Here is a 25,163-nt window from a genome sequence, read left to right on the forward strand (position 1 = left end):
CGGTCAAAAAGCGCCGGATTGACCGCCCTCACGGCATCAGCCCGCGCCATCGCGTGCCTCCCGGATCAGGGGCGCGAGCGCCTTGTCCACCTCCAGCTTGAGGGACGCCCGCCGGTTGCGGCTCATCTCCTGGACCTGATCCGCGATGGTGAAGACCAGCCCGGCCAGAGCCCGGATCTCGGCCTTCTCCGACCCAGTCAGGACCGCCTGCTCGCCACGGACACGCCCCTCGTTCAGACGGCGGGCGATCTGGTTGATGTTGTTGCCGACCCGGTTCATCGCCGCGCCAAGGCCGCGCAGTTCCTCCGTCATGTGCACATCGGGCGCGAGCAGGTCGCTGGCGGCCAGTATCATGCAGCGCAGAGCATCAGAACGATGCCCGATGCCACGTGCCGAGAGCGCCGCATCAAACCGGCGCAGCTCGGCCGCGCTGAGCCTCAATCCTACCACCTGAGGCCGACTGCCGTTCGAGGCGCGCCGTCCGTGAGCATGGTTCACCGCATTGTAGACGGCCTTCAGGCTGACCCCGAACTGCTGTGCCAGATCAGCCGCGGGCACGCCTTCAGACCGCTCTTTGGCGATCCTCAGACGCTCCTCTTCGGTCAGTCGGCGGGCCGGGGACATTTTGAAGTTAACGCTCCTATTTCTTGCCAAGATCGTACAAGCCCGCCGACTCCCAGCACAAGCGGAGTCGGGCCTACGGGCTTGTACTCATTATGAAAAACCGGCCCAAAGGGGCGGTTTCCCGTTGTCTGCGGAATGCATCACGCGCCTTGCGATTTGCATCCCGTCCCATGCGAAATGCCTCCCGTTATCTGCGCTCTGGAGCATGTCTTCTGGCACCTGCATCGCGCTCTTTGCGTCCTGCATCCTGCGGAGTGGGAAGTGCCGGAAGGGGAATGGGATCTGCATCACGTTGCCTGCGCCACGTCCTCTGGAAGCCGCACAATGCGTGCCGCTTCCTGCGATCTGCGCCTTGCGTCCCGCTTGACGCATCCCGGTCAGCGCCCTACGACAAGAAAGCTCTTATGTTTACGAATAACCATTATTGCAGGTGTGCCATGCCAAATGACTCCTTGCGCGTAATCGCCGCGATGGCCCGCAAAGGCGGGTCGGGCAAAACCACGCTGAGCCGCGCCCTGATCAGCGCCGCTATCGCCGCCGGTCGCCGGGTCACCCTCATGGACACCGACGGGACCGATGCACTCGGTGCCTGGTATGAACGGGCCGAGGGTGCCGGGTACAGTTCACCCCTGCTGTCTCGCACCAGGGCGCTCAGCATTGCCGCCATCGAGCAGGAGATCGACCGGGTCTATGCCGAGGATCTGGCGGATCTGATCTTCATCGACACCGCTGGTGTCGGAGCGGACTGGTCGGACAGCGTCGCTGTGCTGGCCGATCACATCGTGACCCCGGTGATGCTCTCCACGACCGACTTCAAGGTCGGCATCCAGACAGCAGACTGGTTTGCCCATCTGCGGACCCGTGTGGACGACCCGAGCGCCCTGCCCCGGCATCATGTGGTTCTGAACATGGTGCCCGCGAAACCGACCAAGGCCGATGCGGAACTGATCGCACAGGCGGTCAACTGCTTCCCGGTCATCGAGACCGTGATGATGCACCGAAACGCCTTCAAGGAGATGGATCGGCTTGGTCTGCTTCATGCCATCGCTCTTGCGCGGAAGAATGATCCCAACCCGCTGATGAAGCCCCATGCCCGCCCGCTCGTCGAGGCGCTGGAAGAAGCCACCGACATCTTGAACACCATCATCAGCGGCTGAGAGTGACATGGTCCGCAAACGCATCCCCCTCGTGACACGGCCGGATCAGGCCTATTCGTTCAGTCTGTCCCAACAAAACAGGACCGACCCGGCACAGACGCGAGACAGAGACGAACCAGCCAGCGCGGCCGAGGCCCGTGCGCCGGCGCAGCCGAGCGCCAGCATCGCATCGGAGGATCAAGCCTCAAGAGATGACTCAAAAGCCTCGATCCAAGTCGACGTGCGCGTGAACGCGTTGAAGCGCCAGGAACAAGGGCTGGTTGCCTGCGGCATTGCCCCCCGACAGGTGATCCGGGCCGCCCTGCGGAAGGCCGTCAAGAAGTGGGGGCTCTCAGCAACATATGCCATCCCCTCCAGTGACAGGCGGGCAAGTCAGGCAAGCTGGACCGTCAGGACCAGCGTCGCAGTGCCCGCCGCAATCTTTGATCGGCTGCTTGCCGATCAGGACCCTCTGGGGGTCGACAGCCGGTGGTCATTGGTGCGGGGTCAGCTGGAGCCGCTGGTCTGGGCGGAAATCGATGCTCTCCTCGCATCGCTCAGTGACGACTCCGACGATGTCCGCTGACCCACGCTGGCACGGGCTATTCAGGCCCTGACGCTGGCTGGTTCAGGATCAGACCGCGCTTGGTAGCGATTGCCACTGCCTGTACCGAGTTCCGCGCCCCGAGCAGGTTCCTTATCCGCTCCAGGCGCTTCTTTATGGTCTCGGTACTGACGCCCTGTCGATGCGCGACTTCCTTATAGGGCAAACCGTTCGCCAGATCAGAAAGGATAGCACGCTCCATCTCTGAAAGCGGTCTTGCCGCCTCGATAGAGGCGAGCAGCTGTTTGAATATGCCCTCAACCTCGTCCAGCTCACCGTCGGTCAGTTCCCGATCCTCGCGGGCGCAAAACAGGCAGCTGAGCGTGCCATATTCTTCAATGCGACTGCGAGAAACGCCGCAACCATAGTTGAGGCCATACTCGCGCGCGTGATCCATTATCAGAGTGCCAGCAGGCGAGAGCTTTTCGACCGGCACTTCACTCCATCTGATGCGACCTGAATGCGTCCTGGCCCAGAGATTGACCGGATCAAACATCGCATATTGCCGCTCAGTGTAAATCTCGACCCAACGCTCCGGATAGGTGGAGACATAATGCTCTGGCGTCAAACTGCGCACATGGATGACGAGTGAATAGCCCATCGGTGCAATTGCCCGCAGCCGGGCATCCAAATGGGCCATTTCTGGAACAATAGTCCAAACCATTACCCCTCCCGCACGAGAAAATGTGCAGCACACAAACAGCGATACCAAAAAGGGTAACGGCATGGCCGCCCCCCCACCGTTGTGTCAGGTTGTGATGAACGCGCGCATAAATCAACCGTGAAGCGATCTTACGTAAAGGGGTTAGATCGCCAGCCAGCGACGTTTTGCTATAGTTGGGATGAGTGCCATGAATATGCAGACCAATGAACACCGCGCGAGCGCAAGCAGCGCCACCCGTCTTGAGGCCCGGCCCATCGCCAGGCTGCGCAACAAGGACAATGGCAACGTCATTGGTCTGATTTACGAGTGGAACACAGGAGAGACGCAGGCTGCCTGGTTCGGCAAGGCCGAGCGCACGTTCCTAATCGAAGAATTTGGCTGACCGTTGTTCCGCTTTGGCAAGTGCTAGTGGCCCCGGCCTTTCGACCGGGGCCCTGGTTGGGGGGATTACTCCCCCCGGCGGCTGTTGGGGCGCGACCAGATCAGGCTCGAGCCCTCGCCGTCCTCGTCGTCGAAGAGGTTGGCGTAGATCGGGTGTGAGAAGCTCGGATCGTCCAGCTTCAGGCCCAGATAGTCCCGACCCTCGGTCGAGCGCTTCGACCAGGCGGCGCCGATCTCCGCGCGGCCCACCAGGATCCGGTGCGAAGGTGCGTTCTCGCCCGTGGCCCGCAGGTCGGGGACGATGCGCACGCCCTTGGCCTGCACGCTCAGGGTGACGATTTCGCCGGTGTATTCGTTGCCGGTTTTCTTGAAGGTGCCGATGGTCGCCATTGTCTGTCTCCATTCTCTCGTGTTCGGGCCCGCTCCATTGCGGCCTCGATGGCGATCGACAGGCCGGGGACGACGACCGGCGCAGTCCCGCCCGGGACCTCGACAGCACAGGCAGGGCTTTCTTGTCTTCCGCGAGGAATGACGGCACCGCCGTCAGGGGAAGAAAGTCCCACGACGCTGTTGCGCCGAGACGTCGAAGCGCGGCTTCCGCGCTGGTCTTCGGCCAGATCAGCCCATCACAGAGGACGCATGCGAGCGGTCCCGTCCCCACCAGAGAGACAGGAGACAGCGGCGACCCTGAAGGAACCGGAAGGAAGACCCGACAGGCAACCACCGGCGATGTTCACCCAAGCTGCGAACAGGCCGGCTTGCGTCCTTTCCTGCCGAACTGCCGCCACGGGCAAGGCAAAGCACCAGATGGGATACTGGCAAGGCAGCCAGATCGGCACCTGCCGCCCAAGCGCTCGACCGAAAGCCGGGACTATCTGGGCCGGAAGTGCGATCAGAGCGTGCCGCCGATCCACAGAACCCACGATCAAAGAGGCCGGAAAGAGGGAAGGGCTGAGCCCTGCAGGGCCAACGGTAACCGGCGGGGGAGACGTCAACCTCCGTCCGAGATCGAAAGGCCGGGGCGCGGCACCATCTGAGAGTTTGCGTCCGTCGCGAGTGAGCCACTACAGGCGCAATTCCCTGCTGCGGCCTGCCGTTGTGGCATTTCTCCTGATGTCAGTACAGCCGCTGCCCCTGTGCCCTGAGCAAAACAAACCCTCGTCTTTCTGCGCTGCGGCAGCTATTCTTGTCGCAACAGCAAGGGAGACGTGGACATGAGCCGCTACCTCGCCGCAGCAATTATCTTTTTCGCATTGCCGGCGCATTCCGATGACATTGCTCGTGGAGCAGCCTTCGCGCAGGAAAACTGTTCACGCTGCCACGCAGTGACGGCTGTGGATTACAGTCCCAATCCCCGATCAATCCCGCTACGGTTTCTGGGTCGGCTCTATCCAATCGAGGGCCTGGAAGAGGCCTTGGCAGAGGGCATCATGGTGAGCCACGAGATGCCGGAGTTCGTTCTGGAAGCTGACGAGATCGCCCCCCTCATCGTCTATCTCGACAGCATCCAGGTGCGCTCGGGCTACTGAGCAGCGGGTGGATAGCGAGACCCGGCAGTGACGTTTTCCGGCCAGCGGTTCGGGCGGCCAAAGGCCCCGGCCTTTCGACCGGGGCGCTGGTTGGGGAGGTCAGTCCCCCCGGCGGCTGTTGGGGCGCGACCAGATCAGGCTGTGGCCCTCGCCGTCCTCATCGTCGAAGAGGTTGGCGTAGATCGGGTGCGAGAAGCTCGGGTCGTCCAGCTTCAGGCCCAGATAGTCCCGACCCTCGGTCGAGCGCTTCGACCAGGCGGCGCCGATCTCCGCGCGGCCCACCAGGATCCGGTGCGAAGGTGCGTTCTCGCCCGTGGCCCGCAGGTCGGGGACGATGCGCACGCCCTTGGCCTGCACGCTCAGGGTGACGATTTCGCCGGTGTATTCGTTGCCGGTCTTCTTGAAGGTGCCGATGGTCGCCATTGTCTGTCTCCATTCTCTCGTGTTCGGGCCCGCTCCATTGCAGCCTCGATGGCGATCTGGAGGCCGGGGACGACGGTCGGCGCAGTCCCGTTCGGGACCCTGACAGCACAGGCAGGGCTTTCTTGTCTCCCGCGAGGAATGGGCGAAGCCCAGGGGAAGAAAGCTCAACGACGCTGTTGCGCCGAGACGTCGAAGCGCGGCTTCCGCGCTGGTCTTCGGCCAGATCAGCCCATCACAGAGGACGCAGGCGAGCGGTCCCGTCACAACCAGAGAGACAGGAGACAGCGGCGATCCTGAAGGAACCGGCAGGAAGACCCGTCAGGCAACAACCGGCGATGTTCACCCAGGCTGTGAGCAGGCGGGCTTGCGCCCCTCCCCGCCGACTTGCCGCCACGGGTAAGCGAAGCACCAGATCGTATACTGGCTAGGCCGCCCGATCGGCACCTGCCGCCCATGCGCTCGATCAGGAAAAGGGACAGGGCTGGAAGCGCGATCAGAGCGTGCCACTGATCCGCAGAACCCACGATCAAAGAGGCCGGAAAGAGGGAAAGACTGAGCCCTGTGCGCTCATGACGACGGGAAAATCCGACCGACAGCCAACCCTGCGAAAAGCAGGAAGGCCGCGCCATCTCAGCCTCAAGCGTTGATAACAGTTATCAAGCGTGGCATTGTGAAATCAGCATTAGCGGAGGCCGCGATGATCAGTGCCGATCTGGGAACACAGCTGGAGAGCTTCGTGGCGAAGCTGGTCGAAACCGGCCGCTACAACTCCAAGAGCGAGGTTCTGCGCGAAGGCATCCGCCTGATCCAGGAACGTGAAGCCCGCCTTGCCGTGCTGGATCAGGCCCTGGCCAGGGGGCTCGCAGATGCTGATGCCGGGCGGGTCAAACTGGCCGGTGACGTCTTCGCGCGGCTTGAGGCCAAGTATCAGGCGATGGGCGAACCGGCGAAATGATCGTCGAGATCACCGCCGAGGCCGAAGCGGATCTGGAAGCCATCGGCGACTACATCGCACGGGACAATCCCGCCCGCGCGGTCAGCTTTGTCCGCGAGCTCGGGCGCAGCTGCATGGATATGGCCGACTTCCCCGAGGCCTGGCCGGTCATCCCACGATATGAGACGCAAAGCATCCGGCGCCGCGTGCATGGGCGCTACCTGATCTTCTACCAGATCCGCGGGGACAAGGTGACAGTGCTTCACGTCCTGAATGGCGCGATGGACGTTGAGGCGATCCTGTTCCCGCAAGGCTGAGGTCAGTGAACAGCGCCGCAGCATTTCTTGTACTTGCGCCCTGAGCCGCAACTGCACGCATCATTGCGACCGGGCTTCGGTGAAGCTGAGGGCGCAGCAGCCAGATTGGCTGCCAGCGGCAGACCGGGCATGGATTTCGCCGTATGCGCCTTGGCAAAGGCGTTCAGATCCTCGACCATATCGGGGATCAGATCATGGGCCTCGCGCGACAGTTTTGTAGCCTTCCAGCCCTTCCCTTCGGCGAATCCGGTCGAGATACGCGAGAGTTTGTCTACGAGATCCAGCGCCTTCTTCGCCCGCCGGTCCTTGCTGTCCTCGATCAGATCCCAGGCGTCAGGCCGCAGTCGCATCGCCGCGACGAAACCCATCATCCAGAACTCCCAGATGATATCCCCGTTGCGCTGATCCTCGTCGAGGACGGGGAAATACTCCCCCGGGATCATCAGCATTCCGGCAACGCGGTTGTAATGCGCCATGATGAGATCGAGAGCCGCCTGAAGCTCTTCGGCGCTGTCGAACTCCGGCGGGCCGCCAGTCCCCCAAACCTCGGCAAGCCAGACCGAGGGCGAAATCATTTCCGGACAGGTGATGAGACCCGCGCAAAAACCATCGAATTCGGCAAGGATCATCGGATCGTTGTCTTCGGGCAGCGCCGAAAGCACCGCATCGAGGCGATCGAGGTCTTCATCGCTATGCCAAAGTGCAATCGTCATCTTGAGCCTGCCGTCAGGGAGTACGTTCGTTCCTTTTCTACACGAGTTCGCTTTACTGCAAAACACCAGGTCGCAACTCAGAGCCGACGGAGCGCGTGTGGGGTGGCGCTTACGCGCCACTCTTCGCCATACGGTAGACAGGGATACCCATCTTGCGGGCCTTATCGGCCAGGTTTTCCTGGATGCCCGTGCCAGGGAAGATGATGACCCCGATCGGCAGACAGTCTAGCATCTGGTCATTGCGCTTGAAGGGGGCCGCCTTGGCGTGTTTGGTCCAGTCCGGCTTGAAGGCGACCTGCGGCACCTTGCGGTTGCTGGCCCAGGTTGCGGCGATGCGCTCGGCCCCCTTCGGGCTACCACCATGCATCAAGACCATATCGGGATGCTTGGCGCGGATCTGATCGAGACGATCCCAGATCGTGCGGTGATCAGTGGTATCCCCGCCCGAGAAGGCAACCTTCGGCCCCGGCGGCACCAGCATCTCAGTCTCTGCGATCTTTTTGGCTGCGAGGAAATCGCGGCTGTCGATCATCGCTGCGGTCAGATGGCGATGGTTGGTGCGCGATCCCGAGCGCGGTGCCCAATGGGTGCCGGTCACGCGCAGGAAGATGTCGGCGGCGGTTTCGCGGAAGAGTTCCAGGCTCTCGCGGCGTTCGATCAGATTGCCGCCGATGCCGATCAGGCTCTCGAGCTGGACGGATTTAACTTCGCTGCCATCCTGCTCGCGCTGAAGGCGTTTCTGCGCCTGCTCGTTGTCATCCAGTTTGCGCTCGATCCGCTCTGCGGCGCGGTGGAAAGTGTTGACGGTCGACCAAAGGATTTCGTCGAGGTCGAAATCGAGGCTGGTATCGGCCATGGTGGAGATGAGGGCGTCGAAGATGTCGGAGACCGCGCTCTGGATGGCCTGGTCTTCAGGGGTGGGCCGGGGATCTGCCTCGCCCTCGGCGGGACGATAGCCATAGAGCTGCATGTCCTCGATGATATGGCCGGTCGGGGAAATGGTGTGATCGGGCTCGAAACTATCCTGGGCAAACATGGGATGCATCCTTCGGCTTGGACCGCGACCGTCGCGGCCTTCTGGCGACGACAAGCCCACGGGCGCTCCGGCCGGGCAGCCCGCGCACCCGCGGGCCTTGATGGCAAAGCCCGGCTGATTTGCTTCGCGATGTAAAGGCGGGGCCTGCCCCGCCGACGGAAATCAGTCGGGCGCCGCCATTGCCGGGCCGGAGCGCTTGTGGGCCGCTCGCCCTCTGAGAAGGCCTCGGCGCGGTCCTCTTGCCGAAGGGGGTTGCTTCCCCTGTCCGCCCGGGCAGGAGCGCGCCCGCCCGATCACCTCCCGTTCCCGGCAGATCAGCGAAGGGTCATGAAGCGGCTGACGTCCTCGGGGGCGAGTTGCCCCCGGACCTGCGCCCGAAGTGCCTCCAGACCCGGCCCCAGGAGATCGTCGTTGAAATCCCCCAGCATGGGCGAGAGCGTGATGGCCTCGATACCGGCCTCGTGCGCCCGGGCGATCAGGCTGTCCCGCGCGCCATCGCCGGCGGGATCGTCGTCGCGGATGATATAGAGCCTGCGCAGAGTTGCCGGGAACAGGATGGCTGCGAGATGTCCCGCCGAGAGAGCCGCAACCATCGGCATCTTTGGTAAGATCTGGCGCAGCGAGAGCACGGTCTCGATGCCCTCCCCTGCCGCCATGACATCCTGCGCGTAATCAAACCGGACCGCGTTGCCGAGCAGGTCCCCCATCGCCTTTCGCGGTGGGTCGAGAGGCGCTTTCCCACTGCCGTCGCGGCTGAGCCAGGTGCGGTGCACGCCGGTGAGATTGCCCTCGAGATCGGTGATCTTGCCGATCAATGCGGGCCAGGTCTCGGTCGGACCCACGCCTTCCGGACGGTAGAAGCAGTCTGGGTGGAAGCGGAGGCTGTCCGTGTCGCGCAGATCCGTCAGGCCGCGTTTGCGCAGATAGGTGCCGGCCAGCGTGCCCCGGATGGACCGGGACATGCGCCAGAGCCGTTCGGCAGCGTCAGGTGATCCGGAAGGAGCTGGTACCGACTTGCGTTTCTTCGCCTCCGGTGCCGGTTCCAACTGTGGCAGGCTGAGGAAGCGCCGCGCTTCCTCGGCCACATCGGCGAAGTCGCTGAGGCGAAGGCTTTCGCGGATCACATCGAGCAGATCACCGTGCTCGGCCGTAGCGCTATCGGTCCACTTTCCAGCAGCACCTTTGCCCGACGCCGGGCCCGTCAGGCGGACGAACATCGACCGCCCCGGTTCATTGCGCACATCGCCGACCTGCCAGTAATTGCCCTGTTTGCGGCCATTCGACAGATAGTGCCGACACACCGCCTCGGCCTGTTGGCCAAGACGGTGCGACAGATCGGCGGCATCGATGCGAGCCATCACGACACCTCCTGCCGAAAATAACTATACACACTTTTATTGTGCCGTGAGGCACGTTGCCCTATCTTGAGCGCATGGATCTGGACTGGGACGAAGACAAACGCGCGCGCACCCTGCAGGAACGGGGCCTCGACTTTGCCGATGTTGCCGCGGCGCGTTGGGATGACGCCCTGACCGCCGAGGATCTGCGGGAGGGATACGGCGAGCGCCGCCTTGTCAGCCTCGTCCCGATCCATGACCGGCTTTGCGTGGTGGCCTGGTGCGTCCGCGGCAAGGCGCTGCGGGTGATCAGCCTGCGCAAGGCCAACACAAGGGAAAGGAAGCGCTATGAACAAGGATAGGCCGCTGATCGATAGCGATGGCGAGGTCGGCGATCTCGGCGACAGCTTCTTCGCCACCGCTCGGCGTGGACGCCCGGCACTATTGCCGGGCGAGAAGAAGGTTCGGATGAACCTGATGATCGACGCCGACATCGCCGCAAAGCTGAACGAAGTCGGCAACAAGAGCGCCTTCGTCACCGAGGCGCTGCGGAAAGCGTTGGCAGGATAGGTCATCATGCCGCCTCCCGCACGGTGATACGGCTGATCGGATAGACCGCGAGCAGTTTGCCGAGGATGTCGGTGCCATTTGCACCCACCGGCACGAAGAAGCGCAGCTTCCAGGAGATGATCTCGCTGAAGAGCCCCCAAGCCCGCAGCCGCTCGCGCATCGCTTCCGAGAAGCCGGTCAGTTCGATCCGGTTCGCGCCCATCACCCGCGAGCGACGCAGTTGCAGGCCCTCGGCAAGATCGAGGACGGTCCGCCCGTCGAGCAATGCGGCGTAGGCCTGATCCGGGGTCAGGCTGGACGCTCCGCTTGCGGTGGCGTTCGTGGCCCAGGCGGGCGAGACCCGGCGGCCGATGATGCGCTCGCCGTCATCGGTCTGCAGGCGATAGACGCGGGTCTCATCTTGCGGCAGGCGCTTCCATACCGGCAGCAGCAACCCCGAAACCACATGCAGCGTGGCATCCGAGAACTCCGGCACATCGGCGACCTCGGCCCGCCATGCGGCCGCGAAGGTCTTACTGTCAGTCTCAACCCAAAGCGTGTCACTCATCATCCTGACGGACATGCTGAAGGCTTCCATCGGCCGGATCAAGCGCACACGACGTTCTATCTCGCCATCGTCAAGCATGATCGAGGTGGTCGGCACCTGCACGGCCGCCCGGCCGGATCGGCTGTTCACCAGCAGGACCGCGCGCGGATCATCCAACTCGTCGAGGGCGGCATCGAGCAGCAGGGGCGTATTGCGCCGCCGCTCGGTGATGGTCAGAAGCCTCGTCTCGGCCCCGGTGCCGGGATGGGAGTAGATCACCTGCCGGTCGGTAACGGTGAAGCTTTCGGCCTTCAGCGTCTCGAGACCCAGATCATAGATCCCCGCCGCGATCGCCCCCTCGACCTTGGCCTCCAGCAGCTGCTCGAAAGCGGTGAAGAGGATGCCTTGCAGCTCGATGGTCAGCGCCAGCAGGCGGTTGAGAAAGGTGGTGATCGGCGGCAGCTCATCTTTGATGCCATTGCTGTCCATCAGCTTCAGGCCGGTGGCGGATTCAAACCGCTCCAGCGAACAACCATCGACCTTGCCGCGGACCAACAGGAGGTAGAGCTGGCGTAGGGCAGCCCGGGCATAGGGGCTTTCCAGATTGTCTTCGGGGCGGAACAGTCCCTGCCCGCCGGTCTGGCGCTGCCCGCGGGTGATCGCCCCGAGCGTGTCGAGCCGCCGCGCGATCGTGCTGAGGAAGCGCTTTTCGGCCTTCACATCAGTCGCAATCGGCCGAAAGAGGGGTGGCTGCGCCTGATTGGTGCGATTGGTGCGCCCAAGGCCCTGAATGGCGGTATCGGCCTTCCAGCCCGGTTCCAGCAGATAATGCACGCGCAGGCGTTGGTTCCGCGCCGAGAGTTCGGCGTGATAGCTGCGGCCCGTGCCGCCCGCATCCGAGAAGACGAGGATGCGCTTGCTGTCATCCATAAAGGCCTGGGTCTCGGCGAGATTGGCCGAAGGTGCGCGGTTCTCGACAGCAAGTCGCGCCGCCGGGCCTTCGCCTTTGCGGACGATCCGTCTCGAGCGCCCCGTGACCTCAGCCACCATCTCCGTTCCAAAGTGCTGGACGATCTGATCGAGCGCCCCCGGCACCGGCGGCAGGCCCGCCAGATGCTCGATCATGGCGTCGCGTCGGGAGACCGCCTCCCGGCTCTCGACGGGCTGGCCATCCCGGAACACCGGCCGCGAGCTGACGTTGCCCTCCCCGTCGCTGAAGGGCTCGTAGAGCTGCACCGGGAAGGAATGCTGCAGGTAGCTCATGACATAATATGCTGCGCCCGCGTTATGCAGAGCGCGGCGCTTCATGTCTTTGATATGATGTTTCATTTCGGGATCTCCACTTGGCATAATCATGATGCCTCTGCTTTCAACCGCAGAAGGACACCCCGACATGACCTCCCCCTCCAACTCTCACCCCGGCAGCGCGGCAGCCGCTGGGGCCGCAGTCAGCGGCCAAGCACTTGTTTCCGGTTATCTTGCGGATAATCCCAACTTGTCTGCTGGCGCGCTCAGCGCCGCCCGGCATTTCCTGAAGTGGGTCGCCGCCCGGCATATTGCGATCAGGGATCTTGATACTGCGGCGATCAGTCGTTTCGCACGACACCGCTGCCGGTGCGGCCGCTATAGCGCCGCGCAGTTGCGGGACCCCGCTTACATCATCGAGGTCCGGAGGTTTCTTCGCTATCTGGAAGATACCGGCCATGTGGCCATTCCAGACGAGGTTGCCCGGCTTGGCCCGCATTTGGCCGGCTTTTCCGCGTGGCTTGCTGGCCAAGGCTACGGCAAGGTCATCTACAACTCCCGCATGAGTCAGGCGCGGCATTTTGCGGAATGGGCTCTGCAGCGACGTATTCCGGCCAGCCATATCGATAACGACCTGATCGAGCAGTTTGCCCATCATAACTGCCAGTGCGGGATCAAGACCAAACGCGGCAAGCGGGTCGAGGGCACCGGCAATAAGGATCGCCGCCGTGGTGCCCGCGCCTTCGTGTCTTTCCTCAGAGAGGAGGGGGTAATCCCAGTGGCCGTGTCCACGGAACTACCGGCCGATCCACGCGTCGCCGATTTTGCCACTTGGCTGCGCCGGGACCGCGGCGCCACGTCCGAGACGATCAGGCGCTATCAGCAAGAGTTGGGCCGCTGGTTGATGAAGCTTGGATCGGAACCGCAGGGGATCACCGCTGCGGCCGTCCGCTCGATCGTTCTGGATCAAGGCGAGGACCGCTCCCGATCGTCAGTCCGCATGACGATAACAGTCTTGCGCACATTCTTGCGTTTCATGATCGGCGAGGGGTTGTGTGCTCCGTCGCTGCTTCTTGCGGTGCCGTCAGGGGTGCGACGCAGGCTTTCGACCGTCCCAAAGACGATCCCGGCTTCGACCATCGAAGAGATCGTCGCGTCCTGCGGCACAGGCACCGCGGTTGAGGTGCGGGACCGCGCCATCATCCTGCTTCTCGCGCGGATGGCCCTGCGGGCTGGCGATATCTGGCAACTCCATCTCCGCGACATCGACTGGCGCGCGAGCAGGTTGCGATTGCGCGGCAAAAGCCGACGTGGGGTGTTTATGCCTTTGCCGCAAGACGTCGGTGATGCGCTGCTCGCCTATATCGAGGACGCCCGCCCGGTGGTTGCATCCGATCGGGTCTTCTTGCGCGTCCAAGCCCCTTTCACCCCATTTCGCTCATCGGCCGAGATCGCCGGTATCGTCTCTCGAGTTCTTTCCCGCGGCGGCTTCGTCGGCCTGCCGACCGGCGCACATGTGTTTCGGCATTCGCTGGCTTCGACATGGCTGCGCGGTGGGGCGGAACTGGATCAGATTGGGGCCGCGCTGCGCCATGCTTCACGCGACACAACCGCAATCTACGCCAAGGTGGATGTCGATCTGCTGGGGGTCGTGGCCCAGCCTTGGCCGGGGTGCGCAGCATGATGCATCGCCATGTCGACCGCTACATCAACCTGCATCGCGCCCTCGGAAAGGGGTTTGCCAATCATGAGAAGTCCTTGCGCGAGTTCGCCGCCTTTGCCGCTGACCGGTCCGATCACCGCGTCACCGCGTCACTTATCCTCGCTTGGGCGGGCAGCGCTGCCACGCCCAATTCAGCGCAAAACCGATATGATCAGGCCCGCGCCTTTGCGATGTTTCTGCATGCAGAGGATGCGCAACATGAGGTTCCAGTGGCAGGATTATTCGGCCAGTCAAGGCGCCGCCGACCTGCGCCCCACATCCTTTCGCAAAACCAGATAAGTGGCATCCTGGCGGAGGCGCTGCTGGTTCCGGGCCTGTCCCCTATCAGCCCGCAGACCTATCACACGCTGTTCGGATTGTTGGCTTCGACAGGTCTGCGCATCTCGGAAGCATTGTCCCTGCGTTGCGACGACCTGACGGAAGATGGCCTGATGATCCGCAAGGGCAAATTTGGCAAGAGCCGCCTCGTCCCACTTCACGCCTCGACCCGTGCAGCGTTGGAGCGCTATCTCGATCGGCGGCGCATCGTCCGTGATGCCGGTCATGACCTTTTCGTGCTCGGGCACGGTCACGCACCGACGGCAACGAGAGCACACGTGGTCTTCGTACGGATCGTGCGCAAGCTCGGTTACCGCAATCCGACTGGTCCCGGCCCCCGGCTACACGATTTGCGCCATACCTTCGCGGTTCGGTCCCTGGAGACCTGCGGGAACGATCTGCAGTCGGTCCTGCGGCACATGCGGGCCTTGAGCACCTATCTCGGCCATGTCGATATCGCCAATACATATTGGTATCTCGAAGCCACCCCCGTCTTGTTGCAAATGATCGCGGCAAGGGCGGAAGAGACGTGGATCGGGGGTGCAGCATGACCCCGCTCGCGCCGGATCTGTCGGCTTTCCTGCAGAAGCATCTGCCCGATGAGCGTGGAGCCAGCCAACATACCATCGCCGCTTATGCTCACGCGTTCACACTCTTGCTGCGGTTTGCGGCCACACGCCTTAAACGACAGCCTTCTGACCTTGCGATCGAGGATCTCGACGTCAGCCTGATCAGGGCCTTTCTCGAGCACATCGAAGAGGGTCGAGCTAATACCGTGCGATCCCGCAATGCCCGGCTGGCAGCGATCAAGGCGTTTTTCCGCTTCCTTGAACCAAGGCGTCCAGCCTGCCTCGAACAGGCGATGATGATCAGGTCGCTGCCCGTCAAACGCACCGATGTAAAGCTGATCGACTACCTGACGAAGGACGAGGTGCGCGCCTTGCTTGCGGCCCCGGACGGCAGAGCGCCGGCTGGGCTGCGTGATCGGGCGATGCTTCACCTGGCCTATGCCGCAGGACTGCGGGCGTCTGAACTTCTCGCAGTTCGGATGGACGATTTCCCGCGGGGCTCGTTCGCGAACATCCGGGTGCTTGGGAAGGGCCGTCGGGAGCGGGTGCTGCCGCTCTGGAAGGAGACGCAAGCTGCTATTCGGGCTTGGCTGGCCGTCCGTCCCAACGATGTCGGGCCGGAACTGTTCCTGAACCGCGATGGCGGCCCGATGACACGGGATGGTTTTGCCTACCGGCTCCGTCAACATGTGGCCGTGGCCGAACGCGCGACCCCTTCGATTGCCGACAAGCACGTGACCCCGCATGTGCTGCGACACAGCTGCGCCATGCACACGCTGCAGGCTACAGGTGATGTCCGCAAGGTCGCCCTTTGGCTGGGTCATGCCAGCCTCCAGACGACCGAGATGTACTTGCGCGTGGACCCGACTGAAAAGCTCGCCCTTCTCGAAGCGCACCATGCCCCGCTGATCAAGCCGGGCAAGTTTCGGCCGCCGTCGGACAAGCTGATGGCGATCCTTGCAGCCTCGACCGGCGCGAAGCCGCGGCTATGACCACGGCACCGTTCTGAGTCCTTGACTCGCTATGCATCGGCAGCGTCCTACGCAGGGTGGGGCGCTGCTATTCCATCACATATCCAAGCGCGCGGTACCCGGAACGCCGTTTTGCCGCCATTCTGGCAAGAACAGGCACCGCGCTATCCACGTAATCCACGACCAGAACATCTTTCTTGCCGTCATGCTGTCGGTGCAAGCGACCAACATATTGCGCCAGCGTGCCCTTCCACGCGATCGGCATCGTCAGGAACAAGGTATCGAGCCGGGTGTCGTCAAACCCCTCACCGATGTAGCGTCCGGTCGCAAGGATCAGCCGTTCTTCGCGATCCGCGACATTCAACGCGGCGGCGGCGGCCTTCCGGTCCTTTGCCGACATGCCGCCGCGCAGCACGACCAGGTTTTTCGCAAACTTGGAGAACCGCTGCTGCAGATAATCCAGATGGTCTTTGCGCTCGGTCAGCACGATCGGGGACCGTTTCGCTTCGAGCGACTTCAGCACATCATCAAATATCTGATCATTTCGACCGTCGTCGTCAGCCAGAGCGGCATAGATCGCGGGCATCGATGGCCGTTCTGCCATCGCAAGCACTTCAGGCAGTTTGAACCGCGTGTGACGCTCGCGCGCCCGATGCCGAATGCCGCTCTCAGCAGCCTGCGATCTGGCATGAACCTGATGCCGTACGGGGCCGCATTGCATGAAGATGATGGGATGGTGCCCGTCTTTTCGGGCGACGGTTGCCGACAAACCGACGACATAGCGCGCCTTCGTTCTGCGCGCGACAAGTTCAAAACTCGCCGCAGACAGGTGGTGGCATTCGTCGACGATCAACTGGCCGTAGTCAGCCACGATATCGTCGACCTCGCCGCTTCTCACTAGGCTCTGGATAAGCGCCACATCGATCATGCCTGTCGGTTTCCGCCTTCCACCGCCAATTGTACCGATCTGCTTGGGGTCGATCTGAAGGAAAGTCTTCAGCCGCTCAACCCACTGGTCGAGAAGTTCACGACGATGCACCAAAACCAGCGTGTTTCGGGCGCGATGACCAATAAGGGCCGACGCGACGACGGTTTTGCCGAAGGCTGTGGTCGCGGCAAGCACGCCGGTATCATGCGCGGTGAGGGACTCGAAGGCGCGTTGTTGCGGCGGCCGAAGCTCACCAAGGAACCGAACCGTGTTCGGCAGCGGGGTTCCATCGCTGCGCTGGTCGTCCAGTTCTGCCTTCGCACCGTGTTCGGTCAGGACTTCAACTGCCTCATCGAAGCAGCCACGAGGCAAGGCAATGTGGCGTGGGTGCAGCTCGGCACAGGAGACCACGCGAGGTTTTCCGAAGGTGGGCAGTCGCATCGCTTGAGCCCGATAGAACTCGGGGTTCTGGAAAGCTGCGACCCGTACCAATTGGGCAATCATCGCAGAGGGCAGCCCGGTTCGGTCAATATAGACCTGATCTGCGACTGTCACCTTGATGTTGGGCGGAACCACCACGTCCGCAGGCTTTGTCTTCGGGCGTCGCGACGGCGACATTTTCCACGGCTCGTCAGCGTTTTCATCATCAACCGGCATCCGAACGGCCAGCACCTGACCAGATGCCTCAGCAGCCGCAACAAGATTGGCCACCGCCTCCGCGGACATCCGTGGCAGCGTCGACAGATACGCCCACTGGTCTTCGAATGGCTGAAGGTCTTGATTAAGGAAGACGCTATTGCCGACCTTCCGCGCGCTGTGCTGCAGCGGCAAAGCGATCAGGTTTCCAAAGCCGCCGACAGGCATTGTGTCCTGGTTCGGGAAGAGGCGGTCATAGGATGCAAAGCCGATCTCCGGTCGCCTCTCCATGGTCTCCGTGATCAGCGCCGATCCAAGCTGACGGGCAATCCGAGCCGATACCGGTTCCCCGAAGAAGATCCAGACATGGCCACCGTTGCCCGATCGGGATCGTTCAAGCGCCGCAGGCACTCCTTTTGCTCTGCAGGTTTCGAGCAATGCGCCCGCATCTTCCGCCCATGAATCCTTGTCAAAATCCGCCGCCAGGAACCAGCAGGTGTCGTCTCGCAACAACGGATAGACGCCGGCCACGAAGTCGGCCGAAGGGCCCTCGCCGCCGCGGAGGTGTCGTTCAATGACACTGGCATCGGGAGGAATGAACCGCTGATGCTTGCAGTCCCCGCATTTGACAGTTGGCTTTCCGCAGATGCCTCTCACCCATTCATTGAAGCAGGCGGGCGAATAGCCGGCACGTCCCGTCTTTTGGTTTTCCCATCGCACTGGAAACACGTCCGGGCGGCCAGCAAACAGGCTGCGGAACAGCTCTACCTTCTCGCCCGATGACGATGCGTTCGTGACGGGGGCATTTTCAAATGCAGGACGTTTGGCCTGTGCAGCTATTTCTGCGGTTTCCCGGGCCTCCAGCGCCGAAAGCTCCTGCAAAAGTCGACGTTGTTCCGCATCCAGCTCGGCCAGCCGTGCCCGAACCCTCGCCAATTCTGTTGCTGTGCCGCTTCGATCCACCACCTGTGATTTCCGCCTAGTTGTCCCCTCCCTCCGACCATAACGGCCAAACGGCTCTGCTGTAAGCATGCCTCCGGCGGCTGCCGCGCTGCCGGGGTGAGAGTTGGAGGGGGAGGTCATGTCAGGGTGTCCTTCTGCGGTTGAAAGCAGAGGCATCATGATTATGCCAAGTGGAGATCCCGAAATGAAACATCATATCAAAGACATGAAGCGCCACGCTCTGCATAACGCGGGCGCAGCATATTATGTCTTATCCGGAACTCCGGATAAGACGTATTCGCGGGGAGACAGGTCCGTGTTCAGATCATTCCACTCCTCGACGGGGATCTCCGCCAGCCGCCGTTCCATCAGCGCCTCGCCGGTCGAGACGATCTGGATGACGGCCGCATGGCCCGCTTCCAGATCCTCGGTGATCGAGCGTAGCAAGGTCGGCGTTTTCATCGAGGTGAGCAGATGGCCGAAAAAGCGCTGTTTGGTACTCTCGAAAGCCGAGCGCGCCGCCGATTTGGCCTGACGGTTCAATGTGCCGTCCGAGCCGGTGATGTTGGCGGCTTCCATCGCTGCGTCGAGATTGTTGTGGATGACGGCAAAGGCGCCGGCATAAGAATCGTAGATCCGTCGCTGTTCTGCGGTCAGCTCGTGCTCGATCAGCTCATATTCGACGCCGTCATAGGAGAGAGAGCGGGCGGTGTAGAGGCCGAGGGAGCGCAGATCGCGCGCCAGCACCTCCATGGCCGCGACGCCGCCGGCCTCGATCGCCTCAACGAACTCGGCCCGGGTCGCGAAGGGAAAGTCCTCGCCGCCCCAGAGGCCGAGGCGCTGCGCATAAGCCAGGTTGTGCACCGTTGTGGCCCCGGTGGCGGAGACATAGACCACGCGCGCATCCGGCAGCGCGTGCTGCAGGCGCAGTCCCGCCCTGCCCTGCTGCGAAGCTGCGACATCGCCGCGCTCGCCCTTGCCACCGGCGGCATTCTGCATCGCATGGCTTTCATCGAAGATGATCACCCCGTCGAAATCCGACCCCAGCCAATCCACGATCTGGCGAACCCGCGAAACCTTCTCGCCCCGATCATCCGAGCGCAGCGTGGCATAGGTGGTGAAGAGGATGCCTTCGCTGAGCGTGATCGCCTTCCCCTGCGCGAAGCGGGAGAGCGGCGTGATCAGCAGCTTCTCCTGGCCGAGGGCCGACCAATCGCGCTGCGCATCCTCGATCAGCTTGTCGGATTTGGAGATCCAGAGCGCCTTGCGCCGCCCGCGCAGCCAGTTGTCGAGAATGATCCCGGCAGATTGCCGCCCCTTGCCCGCGCCGGTGCCATCGCCCAGCATAAAGCCGCGCCGGAAGCGGACAGCGCCAGCCGCATCCGCTCCGGCAGCGCTGACCGTGTCCATGGTCTCATCCAGCGTCCAAGAGCCAGCGAGGTGGTCGCTATGCGCTTCGCCGGCATAGATCACCGTCTCGAGCTGCGCATCTGAGAGGCGGGTACAGATGTCAGCGGGAAGCAGGGGCCGGTAGGAGGGGTGGGGCGGCGCAACCGAGGCCATGGCGGCGGATTGCACGAGTTTGGTCGGATGCGGGGCCGCGCCGGGAATACGGATCGCCTGCAGGGCATATTCTTCATAGATCGCGTCCGAGAGCCGCGCGGCTTCAGGCGGCGTCCAGTCCAGCGTGTCATAGGCGAGCTCGACGGCATTGGTAGTTGTCAATGTAACCCGAGGAGACTTCGTCGCACCGGCCCGAGCAAGGTAGGAGCGCACCGTACGGGCGGCGGCCGGTGCTGCCGGTGCCGGTGGCCGGGGCAGATCGACCACGCAGCGCGGCGGCACTTGGGCAGCGATCCACCTGAGCAGCGTCGCAACATCGGGCGCAATGCCAGAAGAGGCCGGGAAGGAGGAAGGATCTTCGGCCGGGATCTTGTCGATCACCGTCAGCCGCGTATCGAACGTGGTGCCGTGCTTTGCATAGGCGGCGCCGTCCACGGCGGCGGTGAAGGCCACGCGGCCATGCTCCTGCAGCCGGATGAAGGCCTCGCGCCAAGCCGGTGCTTCGGGGCCGAACCCAGCACCGGTGATGGTCACCAGCCGCCCGCCAGGGGCGAGTCGCGCCAGAGCGGAAGCGATATGGCGGAAAGCGGCATCTGCCACGCGCGTGGTGACATTGGCCAGCGCAGAGAAGGGCGGGTTCATCAAGACAACGGACGGCACGACTCCTGCATCGAGGTGGTCGTGGATCTGGGCGGCATCGAACCGGGTGACAGGCAAGGCCGGGAAGAGAGAGGAGAGAAGATCCGCGCGGGTCTCGGCCAGTTCGTTCAGCGCGAGGCTGCGGCAAGCAATACCGGCAAGGATTGCCATCAGGCCGGTGCCGGCTGAGGGCTCCAGCACCAGATCCGCGGGCGTGATCGACGCGGCGGTGACAGCTGCGAGCCCGAGCGGAAGGGGCGTGCTGAACTGCTGCAGCGCCTGGCTTTCCTCGGAACGCCTTGTATGGCTCGGCAGCAGGGCGGCGATCTTCGTCAGCGCCGCGAGACGCGCCTCGGGCGCAGCCGCTTTGCGGAGCAATGCGCTGCCGAATTTGCGCAGGAACAGAACCGTGGCGACTTCACAGGCCTCGTAGGCGTCTTTCCAATCCCAGAGGCCGGAAGCGTCAGATGCGCCGAATGCGGTCTCCATAGCACCGCGCAGCACCGTGCTGTCGATGCGCCGGCCGCGTTCGAGATGCGGAAGAAGCGCCTCCGCTGCTGTGAGAATGCAGCGGGCGGCCGGAACAGGAGTGGGCGCGACCGGCGCTTGCGCCGTGGCCACGGGGGACAGATCGTTCATCGGGGATACCCTCGGGAGAGCAGAGCACTGGACAGGCCCGGACAGCGCTCTCTCTCAACCGTCCGGAACCTGCCCGTTCCGGCCTCCTCTCGACCTCTCACGCTGAACCGGACAGACCCGTAACCTCCGCGCAGTGGCCGCGGCTCACCCCTCGGCGCCCCCCACCTCAGTCGGGCCCTGCGTCAGGGATCTATGCCCGAAAGGGGGAAGACGGCGACGCTGGCTTCCGTCCGCCAGGACCTGAGCCCGGTCCCGGCTGCGCCGGGAGACGTCAAAATCAAGACCCCGATCAAGAGGAGGAACTCACTGCCCCCTCGTCGTAAAGAGCCCATAGTGGTCATTCACATTACCATACCAAGGCTGGCAGAGGTGTGGTCGTTGGGCTTGTTTCGTCCGTCATGCTTACGTCATGGATCAGATATTAAGTCGGATCGACATTCAATGTAGAAGATGGATTTTCTTAATCCATCAAATGCTTTAAACTTCCCAAACCGAGACTGCACATGACGTTGCAACCTGATGGCACCCAGACTCAAGGCACTCCCACCGAAGTGTTTGGTGCCTTTCTCAAGCTGGGTCTAACCTCGTTCGGTGGACCAATCGCACACTTGGGATACTTCCGCGACGAGATTGTCACGCGGCGGCGTTGGCTTTCTGAAGCTGACTATGCGGACCTAGTAGCTCTGTGCCAGTTCATGCCCGGACCTGCCTCGTCTCAAGTCGGATTTGCATTGGGAATGATGCGCGCAGGATGGATGGGGGCACTCTCGGCCTTCGTGGCCTTTACTTTGCCGTCTGCCCTAATCCTGCTCGCATTTGCACTCACCGCGTCCTCTGTGTCTGGTCCTATCGGAACCGGTGCTCTGCATGGTCTGAAGGTCGTAGCCGTTGCCATTGTCGCGCAGGCCGTTTGGGGCATGGCGCGCAGCCTGTGCCCTGACCGTGGGAGAGCGACCATCGCGGTGATTGCGGTCGCCATGTTGGCCTTCCTTCCCGGTGCAGTTGGCATGGTCAGCGCAATTGCAATGGGTGGGTTGGCAGGCCTGATGCTGTGCCGTGGAACCGCCAGCGCTGCGAGTGACCACATCAAAGTGCCTGTCACAAGAAGTCAGGCTGGCATGGCGTTGGTGACTTTCACAGTGCTTCTGCTGGTTTTGCCTTTGTTGGCGGGTCTGTCCCAATGGTGGGCGCTTCTGGACAGCTTCTATCGCGCAGGTTCACTTGTCTTCGGAGGAGGTCATGTCGTTCTGCCTCTGCTGGAGGCGGAGGTTGTGGATTCGGGCTGGGTGACACCCAATCAATTCCTTGCAGGCTACGGCGCAACACAGGCTGTGCCGGGGCCGATATTCACTTTCGCGGCCTATCTCGGCGCGATTGTGGGGCCAGAGCCGAATGGCGGCGTCGGAGCGACGCTCGCCTTGCTGGCGGTATTTCTTCCGGGCTTTCTGCTTCTCGTGGCTGTGCTGCCTTTTTGGGAGGGCCTTCGTGTAATGCCGCGAGCGCTATCCGCCATGAAGGGCGCAAATGCCGCTGTTGTAGGCATTTTGGGTGCCGCGCTTTACTCACCCGTATTCACTAGTGCGATTGAAAACATGCGAGACTTCGGCCTCGCTGTGGCATGTTTCGTTGCGCTGGTGTCGTGGAGAACAGCGCCTTGGCTGGTAGTGCTGGTCGGCGCGATTGGGGGAGTGGCGCTTTCGCTGCTGTGATAGCACACATCTCCGCTGCCAAGACGGATGCAATGCGCCTAATGTCCGGTTTGTCCCGCAAAGCAGCCTACCAAGGCGAGAAATTGTGAAGGCCCCGGCCTTTCGACCGGGGCCTTGTGGGGGGATCAGTCCCCCCGGTTGCCGTTGGGGCGCGACCAGATCAGGCTGTAGCCCTCGCCGTCCTCGTCATCGAAGAGGTTGGCGTAGATCGGGTGCGAGAAGCTCGGATCGTCCAGCTTCAGGCCCAGATAGTCCCGGCCCTCGTTCGAGCGCTTCGACCAGGCGGCGCCGATCTCCGCGCGGCCCACCAGGATCCGGTGCGTCGGGGCCTTGTCGCCCGTGGCACGCAGGTCGGGGACGATGCGCACGCCCTTGGCCTGCACACTCAGGGTAACGATTTCGCCGGTGTATTCGTTGCCGGTCTTCTTGAAGGTGCCGATGGTCGCCATTGTCTGTCTCCATTCTCTCGTGTTCGGGCCCGCTCCATTGCGGCCTCGATGGCGATCTAGAGGCCAAAGACGACGGCCGGCGCAGTCCCTCTAGGACCCTGACAGCACAGGCAGGGCTTTCTTGCCTCGCGAGGAATAACGGCAAGGCCGGCAGGGGAAGAAAGTTCGGGCGACGCTGTTGCGCCGAGACGGCGAAGCGCGCCTGCGCGCTGCTCTTCGGCCAGATCAGCCCATCACAGAGGACGCATGCGAGCGGTCCCGCCTCCACCAGAGAGGCAGGAGACAGCGGCGATCCTGCAGGAACAAGCAGGAAGACCCGACAGGCAACCACCGGCGATGATCACCCAGGCTGCAAACTGGCGGGCTTGCGCCCCTCCCCGACAAACCTGCCGCCACGGGCAAGGCAAGGCACCAGATGAGATACTGACCGCGCCACCGGATCGACACATGCCGCCGCAGCGCTCGACCGGGAAGAGGGACAGGGCAGGAAGCGCGATCAGAGCGTGCCACCGATCTACGAACCCCGCGATCAAAGAGGCCGGAAAGAGGGAAAAGCTGATCCCTGCACGCCCATAACTACCGGGGGGAAAACGCCAACCGATGCCCAGGGTCGAAAGGCCGGGCTGGCCAGAGGTCATCTTAGCGCAAGCGATCAGAGAGGTGGTTCCGGCGATCTGAACAGCCGGGATAAGTGGATTTTTCGCGCAACAGCAGCATGATGCTGCGAGCGAGGAGAATACCATGGGAAGACGACCGCGCCGGAACCACAGCCCGGCTTTCAAGGCGAAAGTGGCGGTAGCAGCGATCAAGGGCGAGAAGACCATGATCGAGCTGGCGCAAGAGTTCGATGTCCATCCGAACCAGATCAAGCAGTGGCGCGACCAGCTGCTTGAGGGCGCGACCGGGGTATTCGGGGAAACCCCGAAGACAGAGCCGGAGCCGGCCATTGATGTGAAGACCCTGCATGCGAAGATCGGAGAACTGACGCTGGAGAATGATTTTTTGTCCGGCGCGCTCGGCAAGGCGGGTCTGTTGCCGAGCGCAAAAAGATGATCGATCCGACTGCGCAGCTCAGCGTCAGCCGCCAGGCCATCGTGCTGGGGATCAGCCGGGGCAGCGTTTATTATCAGCCCCGCCCGGTGTCGGACGCCAATCTGAAGCTGATGCATCGGATCGACAAGCTGCACATGGAGTTCCCGTTCGCTGGCAGCCGGATGCTGCAGGGGCTGTTGGTTCAGGAAGGGTTCAAGGTCGGGCGGTTGCACGTTGCCACGCTGATGAAACGCATGGGGATCGAGGCGCTTTACCGCCGGCCGAACACTTCGAAACCTGCACCCGGGCACAAGATTTACCCGTATCTGCTGGGAAAGCTGCCAATCACGCGGCCCAACCAGGTCTGGGCGATGGACATCACCTACATCCCCATGGCCCGGGGCTTCATCTACCTCGCCGCCGTGCTGGACTGGTTCACGCGGCGCGTCCTGGCATGGCGGGTGTCGATCACGCTGGAAGCCGATTTTTGCATAGAAGCTGTGGAAGAGGCGCTCTTGCGTCACGGCGCACCCGAAATCTTCAACACCGACAGGGCAGCCAGTTCACCTCGACCGAGTTCATCAAGGTGCTGGCCGCCCGCGAGATCAAGATCAGCATGGATGGCAAGGGCGCATGGCGGGACAACGTCTTCGTCGAGCGCTTGTGGCGAACCATCAAATACGAAGAGATCTACCTGCGCGCCTACGCCAGCGTATCCGAGGCCCGGGCCGGGATCAGCCGGTATCTGACCTTCTACAATAGCCGCCGCCCGCATTCATCGCTTGACGGGAAAACCCCCGATCAGGCCTACTTCAACCAGCCGATGCCCAAAGCGGCGGCGGCATAACTGAGGCGGAAAACCACTTAGAAAACGCCCAGGACCTGTTCAGATAAGCCGAACCACCTCTCAGAACCCAGTCATGACAGAGCAGACGATGCCTGAGGGTCGCCAGAAGCCTTGAGTGAGCGCGACAGGTGCCAGCCAAAGAGAAATACCCTCCGACGC

General features: G+C 62.7%; 21 protein-coding genes and 3 pseudogenes. 13 read left to right on the top strand and 11 right to left on the bottom strand.

The features are described 5' to 3' along the window. Window positions 1–36: 36 nt before the first annotated feature. Window positions 37–624 (bottom strand): plasmid mobilization relaxosome protein MobC, encoded by a 588-nt coding sequence (gene mobC, locus JCM7686_RS22570; RefSeq protein WP_020952609.1) that lies wholly within the window; start codon window positions 622–624, stop codon window positions 37–39. Window positions 625–1,061: 437 nt separating this feature from the next. Between mobC and JCM7686_RS22580 the strand changes: the two genes are divergently transcribed. Both JCM7686_RS22580 and JCM7686_RS22585 read left to right on the top strand, forming a co-directional pair. Next, window positions 1,062–1,781: a nucleotide-binding protein gene (locus JCM7686_RS22580; protein WP_020952610.1), complete on the top strand. Its 720-nt coding sequence runs from the start codon at window positions 1,062–1,064 to the stop codon at window positions 1,779–1,781. Between the two features lie 7 nt (window positions 1,782–1,788). Next, window positions 1,789–2,346, top strand: coding sequence for a hypothetical protein (locus JCM7686_RS22585; protein WP_020952611.1), 558 nt, complete (start codon window positions 1,789–1,791; stop codon window positions 2,344–2,346). A 16-nt stretch (window positions 2,347–2,362) separates the two neighbouring features. Here JCM7686_RS22585 and JCM7686_RS22590 read toward each other — a convergent pair whose 3' ends face one another. Continuing rightward, window positions 2,363–3,028: a helix-turn-helix transcriptional regulator gene (locus JCM7686_RS22590; protein ID WP_020952612.1), complete on the bottom strand. Its 666-nt coding sequence runs from the start codon at window positions 3,026–3,028 to the stop codon at window positions 2,363–2,365. Window positions 3,029–3,215: 187 nt separating this feature from the next. On the opposite strand from JCM7686_RS22590, the gene JCM7686_RS22595 reads away from it, so the two are divergent. Continuing rightward, window positions 3,216–3,410, top strand: coding sequence for a hypothetical protein (locus tag JCM7686_RS22595; protein ID WP_041528419.1), 195 nt, complete (start codon window positions 3,216–3,218; stop codon window positions 3,408–3,410). A gap of 65 nt (window positions 3,411–3,475) precedes the next feature. Here JCM7686_RS22595 and JCM7686_RS22600 read toward each other — a convergent pair whose 3' ends face one another. Beyond that, on the bottom strand, window positions 3,476–3,799 hold the full coding sequence (locus JCM7686_RS22600; protein ID WP_020952741.1) for a DUF736 domain-containing protein: 324 nt from the start codon (window positions 3,797–3,799) through the stop codon (window positions 3,476–3,478). An 824-nt stretch (window positions 3,800–4,623) separates the two neighbouring features. Here JCM7686_RS22600 and JCM7686_RS22605 point away from each other — a divergent pair. Continuing rightward, on the top strand, window positions 4,624–4,938 hold the full coding sequence (locus JCM7686_RS22605) for a c-type cytochrome (protein ID WP_020952615.1): 315 nt from the start codon (window positions 4,624–4,626) through the stop codon (window positions 4,936–4,938). A gap of 99 nt (window positions 4,939–5,037) precedes the next feature. Here JCM7686_RS22605 and JCM7686_RS22610 read toward each other — a convergent pair whose 3' ends face one another. Further along, a complete protein-coding gene (locus tag JCM7686_RS22610; RefSeq protein ID WP_020952616.1) occupies window positions 5,038–5,361 on the bottom strand; it encodes a DUF736 domain-containing protein in 324 nt (107 codons plus the stop codon). Window positions 5,362–6,058: 697 nt separating this feature from the next. Here JCM7686_RS22610 and JCM7686_RS22615 point away from each other — a divergent pair. Next, window positions 6,059–6,316 carry a type II toxin-antitoxin system ParD family antitoxin gene (locus JCM7686_RS22615; RefSeq protein ID WP_020952618.1) on the top strand — a complete coding sequence of 86 codons (258 nt, stop codon included), beginning with the start codon at window positions 6,059–6,061 and terminating at the stop codon, window positions 6,314–6,316. Beyond that, window positions 6,313–6,612, top strand: a complete 300-nt coding sequence (locus JCM7686_RS22620; RefSeq protein ID WP_020952619.1) for a type II toxin-antitoxin system RelE/ParE family toxin — start codon at window positions 6,313–6,315, stop codon at window positions 6,610–6,612. Before JCM7686_RS22615 ends, JCM7686_RS22620 begins: the two co-directional genes overlap by 4 nt. Window positions 6,613–6,614: 2 nt before the next feature. On the opposite strand, the gene JCM7686_RS22625 is transcribed toward JCM7686_RS22620, so the two are convergent. From JCM7686_RS22625 to JCM7686_RS22635, 3 genes are all read right to left on the bottom strand, one after another. Continuing rightward, window positions 6,615–7,325 carry a YecA/YgfB family protein gene (locus tag JCM7686_RS22625; RefSeq protein WP_020952620.1) on the bottom strand — a complete coding sequence of 237 codons (711 nt, stop codon included), beginning with the start codon at window positions 7,323–7,325 and terminating at the stop codon, window positions 6,615–6,617. 109 nt (window positions 7,326–7,434) lie between these two features. Further along, on the bottom strand, window positions 7,435–8,361 hold the full coding sequence (locus JCM7686_RS22630) for a DUF2493 domain-containing protein (protein ID WP_020952621.1): 927 nt from the start codon (window positions 8,359–8,361) through the stop codon (window positions 7,435–7,437). 314 nt (window positions 8,362–8,675) lie between these two features. Then, window positions 8,676–9,719, bottom strand: coding sequence for a DUF7146 domain-containing protein (locus JCM7686_RS22635; RefSeq protein ID WP_020952622.1), 1,044 nt, complete (start codon window positions 9,717–9,719; stop codon window positions 8,676–8,678). A gap of 56 nt (window positions 9,720–9,775) precedes the next feature. Between JCM7686_RS22635 and JCM7686_RS22640 the strand changes: the two genes are divergently transcribed. Both JCM7686_RS22640 and JCM7686_RS22645 read left to right on the top strand, forming a co-directional pair. Continuing rightward, window positions 9,776–10,060: a BrnT family toxin gene (locus tag JCM7686_RS22640; protein ID WP_020952623.1), complete on the top strand. Its 285-nt coding sequence runs from the start codon at window positions 9,776–9,778 to the stop codon at window positions 10,058–10,060. Beyond that, window positions 10,047–10,268: a hypothetical protein gene (locus JCM7686_RS22645; protein ID WP_020952624.1), complete on the top strand. Its 222-nt coding sequence runs from the start codon at window positions 10,047–10,049 to the stop codon at window positions 10,266–10,268. Before JCM7686_RS22640 ends, JCM7686_RS22645 begins: the two co-directional genes overlap by 14 nt. Window positions 10,269–10,272: 4 nt before the next feature. Here the strand turns inward: JCM7686_RS22645 and JCM7686_RS22650 are convergent. After that, a pseudogene (locus tag JCM7686_RS22650) lies at window positions 10,273–12,063 on the bottom strand (strawberry notch C-terminal domain-containing protein); the annotation flags it as partial. A gap of 124 nt (window positions 12,064–12,187) precedes the next feature. On the opposite strand from JCM7686_RS22650, the gene JCM7686_RS22655 reads away from it, so the two are divergent. From JCM7686_RS22655 to JCM7686_RS22665, 3 genes are read left to right on the top strand one after another with little or no spacing between them, the layout of a single operon-like run. Next, window positions 12,188–13,723 (top strand): tyrosine-type recombinase/integrase, encoded by a 1,536-nt coding sequence (locus JCM7686_RS22655; RefSeq protein ID WP_020952625.1) that lies wholly within the window; start codon window positions 12,188–12,190, stop codon window positions 13,721–13,723. Then, a complete protein-coding gene (locus JCM7686_RS22660; RefSeq protein ID WP_020952627.1) occupies window positions 13,720–14,631 on the top strand; it encodes a tyrosine-type recombinase/integrase in 912 nt (303 codons plus the stop codon). The genes JCM7686_RS22655 and JCM7686_RS22660 overlap by 4 nt, the downstream gene beginning before the upstream one ends. Next, on the top strand, window positions 14,628–15,641 hold the full coding sequence (locus tag JCM7686_RS22665; protein WP_020952628.1) for a tyrosine-type recombinase/integrase: 1,014 nt from the start codon (window positions 14,628–14,630) through the stop codon (window positions 15,639–15,641). The genes JCM7686_RS22660 and JCM7686_RS22665 overlap by 4 nt, the downstream gene beginning before the upstream one ends. Before the next feature lie 67 nt (window positions 15,642–15,708). On the opposite strand, the gene JCM7686_RS22670 is transcribed toward JCM7686_RS22665, so the two are convergent. Both JCM7686_RS22670 and JCM7686_RS22675 read right to left on the bottom strand, forming a co-directional pair. Next, a complete protein-coding gene (locus tag JCM7686_RS22670) occupies window positions 15,709–18,267 on the bottom strand; it encodes a TOTE conflict system archaeo-eukaryotic primase domain-containing protein (protein WP_020952629.1) in 2,559 nt (852 codons plus the stop codon). A 150-nt stretch (window positions 18,268–18,417) separates the two neighbouring features. Then, window positions 18,418–20,967: pseudogene (locus JCM7686_RS22675) on the bottom strand (strawberry notch-like NTP hydrolase domain-containing protein); the annotation flags it as partial. 503 nt (window positions 20,968–21,470) lie between these two features. On the opposite strand from JCM7686_RS22675, the gene chrA reads away from it, so the two are divergent. Further along, on the top strand, window positions 21,471–22,676 hold the full coding sequence (gene chrA, locus JCM7686_RS22680; RefSeq protein WP_020952631.1) for a chromate efflux transporter: 1,206 nt from the start codon (window positions 21,471–21,473) through the stop codon (window positions 22,674–22,676). Between the two features lie 125 nt (window positions 22,677–22,801). Here chrA and JCM7686_RS22685 read toward each other — a convergent pair whose 3' ends face one another. Beyond that, window positions 22,802–23,125: a DUF736 domain-containing protein gene (locus JCM7686_RS22685; RefSeq protein ID WP_020952632.1), complete on the bottom strand. Its 324-nt coding sequence runs from the start codon at window positions 23,123–23,125 to the stop codon at window positions 22,802–22,804. A gap of 741 nt (window positions 23,126–23,866) precedes the next feature. On the opposite strand from JCM7686_RS22685, the pseudogene JCM7686_RS24230 reads away from it, so the two are divergent. Beyond that, window positions 23,867–25,004: pseudogene (locus tag JCM7686_RS24230) on the top strand (IS3 family transposase). Window positions 25,005–25,163: the final 159 nt, after the last annotated feature.

The sequence above is a fragment of the Paracoccus aminophilus JCM 7686 genome (assembly GCF_000444995.1).
In the GTDB taxonomy this organism is placed as follows: domain Bacteria; phylum Pseudomonadota; class Alphaproteobacteria; order Rhodobacterales; family Rhodobacteraceae; genus Paracoccus; species Paracoccus aminophilus.